Source organism: uncultured Chryseobacterium sp. (assembly GCF_913776365.1).
Taxonomy (GTDB): domain Bacteria; phylum Bacteroidota; class Bacteroidia; order Flavobacteriales; family Weeksellaceae; genus Chryseobacterium.
This window is the reverse complement of record NZ_CAJYMO010000025.1, coordinates 1-6,444: the sequence shown is the minus strand read 5'-3', so window position 1 is coordinate 6,444 and position 6,444 is coordinate 1. Positions and strand designations below refer to the sequence as shown.

Sequence of the window (6,444 nt, the reverse complement as noted above, 5' to 3'; positions counted from 1 at the left end):
CCGGAAGAAGGTGCAAGGGCTATTCGGATATGATGCCATCTTTCAATAAAAAAATCCGGCGTTTGCCGGATTTTATCTTTAACAAAGTCACTTGTTTTACTCGGACAACGGAGATCCGGCCCGGCTGTTCCTGGCTTTAGCCAGCATCGGTATCGAAGTCAGTCCCATTACCAGCATAATGGTAATCTGCAGCGGCAGGGAAATAAAAGAATAGGTAAGCCCTACCTCACCGCCCAGCTCGCCATTTCTGCCCATGGAAATAAACAAGGCCATAAAACCGTACTTCATCGCAAGGTTAAAAGCCCCGATCCCGCCGCTGGCCGGAATAATCATGCCGAAAGTTCCCACGACAAGGATAAGGAATCCGTCGTCAAAACTGAAATCTGAAGTTTCCGGCAGGGCAAAGCAGACCAGGTAAGCTGCAAAATAATAAGAAACCCAGATACCAACAGTATAAAGGATGAATTTCCCTTTCTGCCTTAATCTGAATATGGAAGTAAGGCCCTGAAGTATCCCTTTACCGAAATTTAATAACTTTTCTTTTTTGAATCTGTACAGGACAATCAGGCCTGCTATAATCACGATGACAATTCCTGCTTTCAGATACAGGTAGAAAGAACCGAAATCATGTATTCCCAGTTTCATCATCTGTCTTTCGAAAAAATTAGGAATAAATATTTTCTTTTCACTGTTCTTCTCCGTTACAAAATGATAGACAGATAAAATGGTATCAAACTTGAATATTGCGGTCAGACATAAAAATACAAGCATGCACACCAGATCCACCACCCGCTCCAAGATAATGGTTCCGAAAGATTTATCGACAGGAACTTTTTCCACGCCGTACAATGCGGTAGCCCTCGCCACTTCACCGCTTCTGGGGATGGTAAGGTTCATCAGGTATCCGAATGAAAGGGACCACAGTGAATTGGAATTTGAAATCCGGTGGCCCATCGGCTCCAGCATCAGGTTCCATCGCACCGCCCTGAACCAGTAAGCCGCAATCCCGAAGCAGCCCGCAAAAAGCACCCACCAGTAATTGGCTTTTGCCAGTGATTTACGGATCACTTTAAAGTCCAGCCCTTTTAAGGCAAGCCATAAAAAAAAGCCTGCAAAAGCAAGCGATATTACTATTGTAAGTAAGGTTTTTAAAGGTTTTGTTGATTTTTTCTCCATCAGCTTACGTCAAAAGATTGGTCTTTTCGTCGGGGAAGACAATTTTCGGCTGGAAGTCGCGTGCTTCTTCAGGAGTCATCTGGGCATAAGCAATCACGATAATAATGTCATCCCGCTGTACTTTCCTGGCAGCAGGACCGTTGAGGCATACTTCCCCGGATTTCCTTTTCCCTTTAATAACATAGGTGTCAAAACGCTCACCGTTGTTTACATTGACAATATACACCCGCTCTCCTACTACCAGTCCTGCAGCGTCAATCAGGTCTTCATCAATGGTAATGCTTCCGATATAATTAAGGTCAGAAGCCGTAACTCTCACCCTGTGAATCTTAGACTTAAAAACTTCTATTAACATGCTGCAAATTTATTAATAAATATTTACAAAAAGGCTTTTTAACGTGATTTTAAAATGATCACCGAACCGGTTTTTTAATTTTATTTGACATAATTTTTGCGCCGATTACTTGTAAAATCACTAACATATTAAAGAAAGCATTATCAGTTTGCCTAAAATTCAGGATTTAATAAATACAGTAAATATTTACCACATCTCTCTAAAGTCAATATACATAAGCAATTGGCATAATTTTAGTAACGTGTAACCTTGATTTTACGTGAAAATTCGAATTATCAAATTTTAATCATATTTAGATAAATTACGAACTATCATTTATTTTTTCTCAAAAAAATTGCGTATTTACAAAATAGTATTATATTTGCTATTATTACGAACTAACTTAATATTAAAAAAAATTATGAACAAGTCTGAACTAATCGACGCTATCGCCAAAGATGCAGGAATATCCAAAGTTGCGGCCAAGGCTGCTCTTGAATCATTTGTAGACAATGTAATGAATACCCTGAAAAAGAAAGACGGAAAAGTTTCTTTAGTAGGTTTCGGTACTTTCTCAGTGGCAGAAAGAGCTGCAAGACAGGGAATCAATCCTGCTACTAAAAAACCGATCAACATCGAAGCTAAAACAGTTGCCAAATTTAAGGCAGGTGCTGATCTTGCTGCTGCAGTGGCTACCGCTAATGCTCCGGCTCCGGCTGCAGGGAAAAAGAAAAAATAATCAACCGGATTATAAAATTGAAACCTCACCGATGAACGGTGAGGTTTTTTATTGGGAGCCTTGCCGCTTACGGTGCAAGCCTGGCAATATGCCAGTCCAGTTCTTCAAGCGTATAGATGATCCTGTCGTGGAGCCGGTTGGGCCTACCCTGCCAGAACTCGATTTCGTAGGGCCTGGCTATGTATCCGCCCCAGTTGGAAGGCCTGGGAACTTCGGCATTTTCATATTCTGTTTCCAGCTGTTTCAGCTTTTCTTCCAGAAACTGCCTGTCCGGGATTTCCTGGCTCTGAGGTGAAACAACGGCTCCAAGCTGGCTTCCTTTGGGCCTGGAATGGAAATATCCGTCGCTCAGGTTTTCTGCTATTCGCTCAAGATCTGCCTTGATGATGACCTGCCTCTCAAGTCCCGGCCAGAAAAAATGCAGGCAGGCTTTATGGTTCTTTTCTATGGATTTCCCTTTCCTGCTGTCATAGTTGGTGTAAAAGATAAATCCTTCATGGGTATACGCTTTCAGCAGCACCATACGGGTACGCGGGCAGCCGTCTTCTTCCAGGGTGGAAACCGACATGGCATTGGCCTCAGAGATCCCCGGACTTTCTGTAGCCTCCGTAAACCAGTCCCTGAACTGCTCAATCGGATTTCGTTTAATCTCACTTTCAATAAGTTGGGATCTGTCATACACTTTTCTTCTGTCGTGCAGGTTTTCCATAAATATTTTTTATTAAATTTGAGTATGAATTACTCATACAAAGGTAAAATATTAATTTCCACCCCTGATATTTCCGGTGATATTTTTTCAAGATCAGTGGTGCTGGTGATTGAGCATAATGAGCAGGGTGCATTCGGGTTGATATTGAATAAAAAGAACAGCCAGATGAGTGATAAGTTCAAAGATTTCTTTGATTTTAAAATTGAAGTGTATGACGGAGGCCCTGTGGAGAATGACAAGATTTTTTTTATTGTCAAAGGCAATAAAGTAACGGAAACCTTTACGGAAATAACCTCTGAATTTTATCTTACTGAAGAAGTAGAGAACATCATCAGTGCCGTTCTGAGCGGTGAGCTTACCATTGATAACGTTAAAATTTTCTCAGGATATTCAGGATGGTCACCTTTGCAGCTGGATGACGAAGTCCTGAAAAAAGTATGGACTGTTGTGGATGTTTATAATCTTGACTATACCCTGCCGAATGACCAGACCTTATGGAAGTCCATTATGCAGAATCTGGGTGGCGAATACCTGCTCTGGGCAAATTCCCCTGAAGATATATCTTTAAACTAAATCAGAATATGATTAGAAGCATATCAAAAATTTAACAAAATTTAAGACTTCATTAACATCTATTGTGCTGACAATTCACGTTATTTGCTAAAGTAAAAAACCAGAAATACAGAATGAGCATGTTCAGGTAATTTATAGTTACACTTTCTGTCATTCTGGATTTCAAGCAATATAATTCTGAGTCATTTCAGAATAAAACCCGGTAAAGGACCTTCATCAGTTGTTTACCGGGTTTGCCAATTTAAAGCCCGGTACGGATTCTTCTTTTGAAATCAAACAGAAGGGTTTGTTCATCCGCCATCACGCCGGTCAGCTTATAAAGTTTCGAGAAAACAGGAGTTCTAAAACAGGTTATTCCCGGAGGGCTTATTATATTCTTCACTTCAGTCTTCTCATCATACAATAAAAGACAACACCTCCCGAATTTGATACCGATTCGTCCTCAGGACCAGCCGCTATAATCGATCTCACCCGTCATACTATACATTGCGTTTTCCAGGCATAAGGTTGATAAAATAAAGCCCTGCCGTAAAATCCGGCAGGGCTGTTCTCTTGCATGAAGGTATCAGTTAAAGAAAGCTGCTTCTCCATTTTTCCGTCAGTTCCCTGAAGCGGATATTGCCGAAAGTCCTGTTTCTTATTTTGCCTACTGAAAATATTCCCTTTTCATCGGAGACCAGGAGGATTTCTTCAGCTTTCTGGGATTCAAAGGCGATGATTTCGTGTTCCTGGATATCCGCCAGATTATTCTTGTGCAGGAAAGTCACGAAGTTCTCCATCAAAGGCGAAATATAGGCGCCTTCGGTCTGTTTGGGAACCTTGATCACATCACCTTCCAGAAACAGCAGGTTGCCGCAGGTAGTTCGGGCAATCCTTTTATTGGGATTCAGGAGGATGATATCATCCAGGTCATTTTCCTGGGCATAAATCTCCCCGTAAATGTTTTCCGGGCTATGAACCCGGATGTTGCTCAAAAGGTTGTTATTGACATTGATTTCCTTTATCATATCCAGTTCCAAAGGCCTTTCATGAACCGACATTACATCTGCAATCTCCTTTACTTCGTAAAAATAAGATACTGAAGATTTAGACAGAATATCCGCATCCCGGTTACGGAATACCTGGAAATTGATTATTCCGTTCACAATTCCTTCATCTTCGATGATTTCCTTCCGGAAAAGCGACTGAAAAAATTCAAGTGTATAAGACAGCGGAATGTTCATCCTCATTTTTCTCATGGAAGCCATTAAGAAGAAATAGCATTCTTCGTCCATGATCAATGCGGCATTCCGGATAAAGAAGGAGACCTTTACGGTGTCACCCAAAAGAAAAGCCCTGTTTCTGATCTGTATTTCGTCTGATGTAAAATATCGGTTTTCCACGTGTCTTCTGATTTGTTTATAAAAAAATAATGAACGATAAATCGTTCATCAGTTTTATCATGCAGTGCTGCCTACGTTTAGGCTGCTCCTAATTTTATTCTGAGGTTTTCAATAAGATTTTCCCAATACATTGCATTTTCCTCTTCATCCCCTTCTTCGCAGAAATCGGTAATATTCAATGCCAGGTCTTCTGTAATATCATCAATGGTGATGGTCATTTCAAAGAAATGTTTCGTCCCTTCATCTTCTTCCCATCTGAAACGTACGAAACCTTCAGGCTTATATCTGATTAAAGTCGCTTTCTCGGAAGGCCCGCCGCCCCAGCTGAAAAAGAAGTCATCACCTTTCTCTGTTACCTCATCCGCAAACCATTCAGACAACCCCTCCGCAGTAGCCAGATATTCATATAAAATCTCTGATAAACAGTGCATTGGAAATTCGTAATGGACTTTATGTTTCGCCATATAATCTTTGTTTTATCGTCCCGCAATATATAAATTAATTTTTTTATTACGCAACTATGTCTTTATTTTTTTATACAATCTTCATGATATTTATCAGCGGTTTTTAAATGATTGTTTAACTGCTATAATGAGCAGCTACGGCAAGTATACACGAAACCCTTCCGGAAAGAAGGGTCTGTATGCGATTGGTTTTTAATGCTTTATTTTAATGCTGAAAAACTTGCAGATCCCATGCTCTGCCAGGCTATCCTCCTTTGTCCGTTTTCAGATTTCATCAAGTACCTCAAGAATAATTTTGCAGCCTTCTGCAATTTCGTCTTTCGAAATGTTGAGCGGCGGTGAAATCCTCATATATTCATTGCGGTAGAGCTGCCAGAAAACAATCAGTCCTTTCTCCATACATCTTTTGGCAACCTGCAGGGTGTATTCCGGGGAACCGAGATTGACTGCCAGCATCAGCCCTTTACCGTTGATGTTTTTAATTTTAGGATGCACCAGGAGCTCCCGGTACAGCTTTTCCTTTTCTTCCACTTCATCCATCAGTCCGCTTTCAAGTACCTCTTTCAAGGTAGCATGGCTGGCTGCGGCAATCAGCGGGTTTCCGCCGAAGGTGGTAATGTGCCCCAGCTTCGGGGAGTGCGCGAGGGTATCCATGATTTCCCGCGAGCTCATAAAAGCACCTACCGGCACACCGCCACCCATTCCTTTTCCCATTACCAGAATATCCGGTACAATCCCGTAATGCTCAAAAGAAAATAACTTTCCCGTTCTACCGAATCCCGGCTGAATTTCGTCGAGGATCAGCAAAGCCCCTACTTCTTCACATCTTTTTTTAAGATCTACCAGGTACTGATGATCCGGAACAAGAAATCCTGCTGCTCCCTGAATGGTTTCCATAAGAACGCAGGCTGTCTTTTCGGTAATTTTACCGAAATCATCCGGATTATTGAATTCAATAAAAGAAACCATGGGCAGCAACGGCCTGAATTCCCTTTTATGAGTTTCATTTCCCGATACGCTTAAAGCCCCATGGGTATTACCATGATATGAATTTTTAAAGGATACGA

The 6,444-nt window shown here is 41.3% G+C and carries 8 protein-coding genes; 2 read left to right on the top strand and 6 right to left on the bottom strand.

Features of this window, described 5'->3' with window-relative positions; genetic code table 11:
- Positions 1-96 precede the first annotated feature (96 nt).
- Entirely contained in the window at positions 97-1,176 is a 1,080-nt protein-coding gene (locus tag QZ735_RS01545; RefSeq protein WP_294243553.1) for a lysylphosphatidylglycerol synthase transmembrane domain-containing protein, read from the bottom strand.
- 4 nt (positions 1,177-1,180) lie between these two features.
- Positions 1,181-1,531 (bottom strand): aspartate 1-decarboxylase, encoded by a 351-nt coding sequence (gene panD, locus QZ735_RS01540; RefSeq protein WP_162088538.1) that lies wholly within the window; start codon positions 1,529-1,531, stop codon positions 1,181-1,183.
- 400 nt (positions 1,532-1,931) lie between these two features.
- Here panD and QZ735_RS01535 point away from each other — a divergent pair, with 400 nt between their 5' ends.
- Complete coding sequence (locus QZ735_RS01535) at positions 1,932-2,249, top strand: HU family DNA-binding protein (protein ID WP_294243548.1); 318 nt, start codon at positions 1,932-1,934, stop codon at positions 2,247-2,249.
- 67 nt (positions 2,250-2,316) lie between these two features.
- On the opposite strand, the gene pdxH is transcribed toward QZ735_RS01535, so the two are convergent.
- Positions 2,317-2,958: a pyridoxamine 5'-phosphate oxidase gene (gene pdxH, locus QZ735_RS01530; protein ID WP_294243547.1), complete on the bottom strand. Its 642-nt coding sequence runs from the start codon at positions 2,956-2,958 to the stop codon at positions 2,317-2,319.
- A gap of 24 nt (positions 2,959-2,982) precedes the next feature.
- Between pdxH and QZ735_RS01525 the strand changes: the two genes are divergently transcribed.
- Positions 2,983-3,531: a YqgE/AlgH family protein gene (locus QZ735_RS01525; RefSeq protein ID WP_294243545.1), complete on the top strand. Its 549-nt coding sequence runs from the start codon at positions 2,983-2,985 to the stop codon at positions 3,529-3,531.
- Positions 3,532-4,100: 569 nt separating this feature from the next.
- On the opposite strand, the gene QZ735_RS01520 is transcribed toward QZ735_RS01525, so the two are convergent.
- From QZ735_RS01520 to QZ735_RS01510, 3 genes are all read right to left on the bottom strand, one after another.
- Positions 4,101-4,913, bottom strand: a complete 813-nt coding sequence (locus QZ735_RS01520) for an aminotransferase class IV (protein WP_294243543.1) — start codon at positions 4,911-4,913, stop codon at positions 4,101-4,103.
- Between the two features lie 77 nt (positions 4,914-4,990).
- Positions 4,991-5,377, bottom strand: a complete 387-nt coding sequence (locus QZ735_RS01515) for an START-like domain-containing protein (RefSeq protein WP_294243541.1) — start codon at positions 5,375-5,377, stop codon at positions 4,991-4,993.
- A gap of 264 nt (positions 5,378-5,641) precedes the next feature.
- The coding region (locus QZ735_RS01510; protein ID WP_294243539.1) for an aminotransferase class III-fold pyridoxal phosphate-dependent enzyme at positions 5,642-6,444 on the bottom strand (803 nt) is incomplete at its 5' end.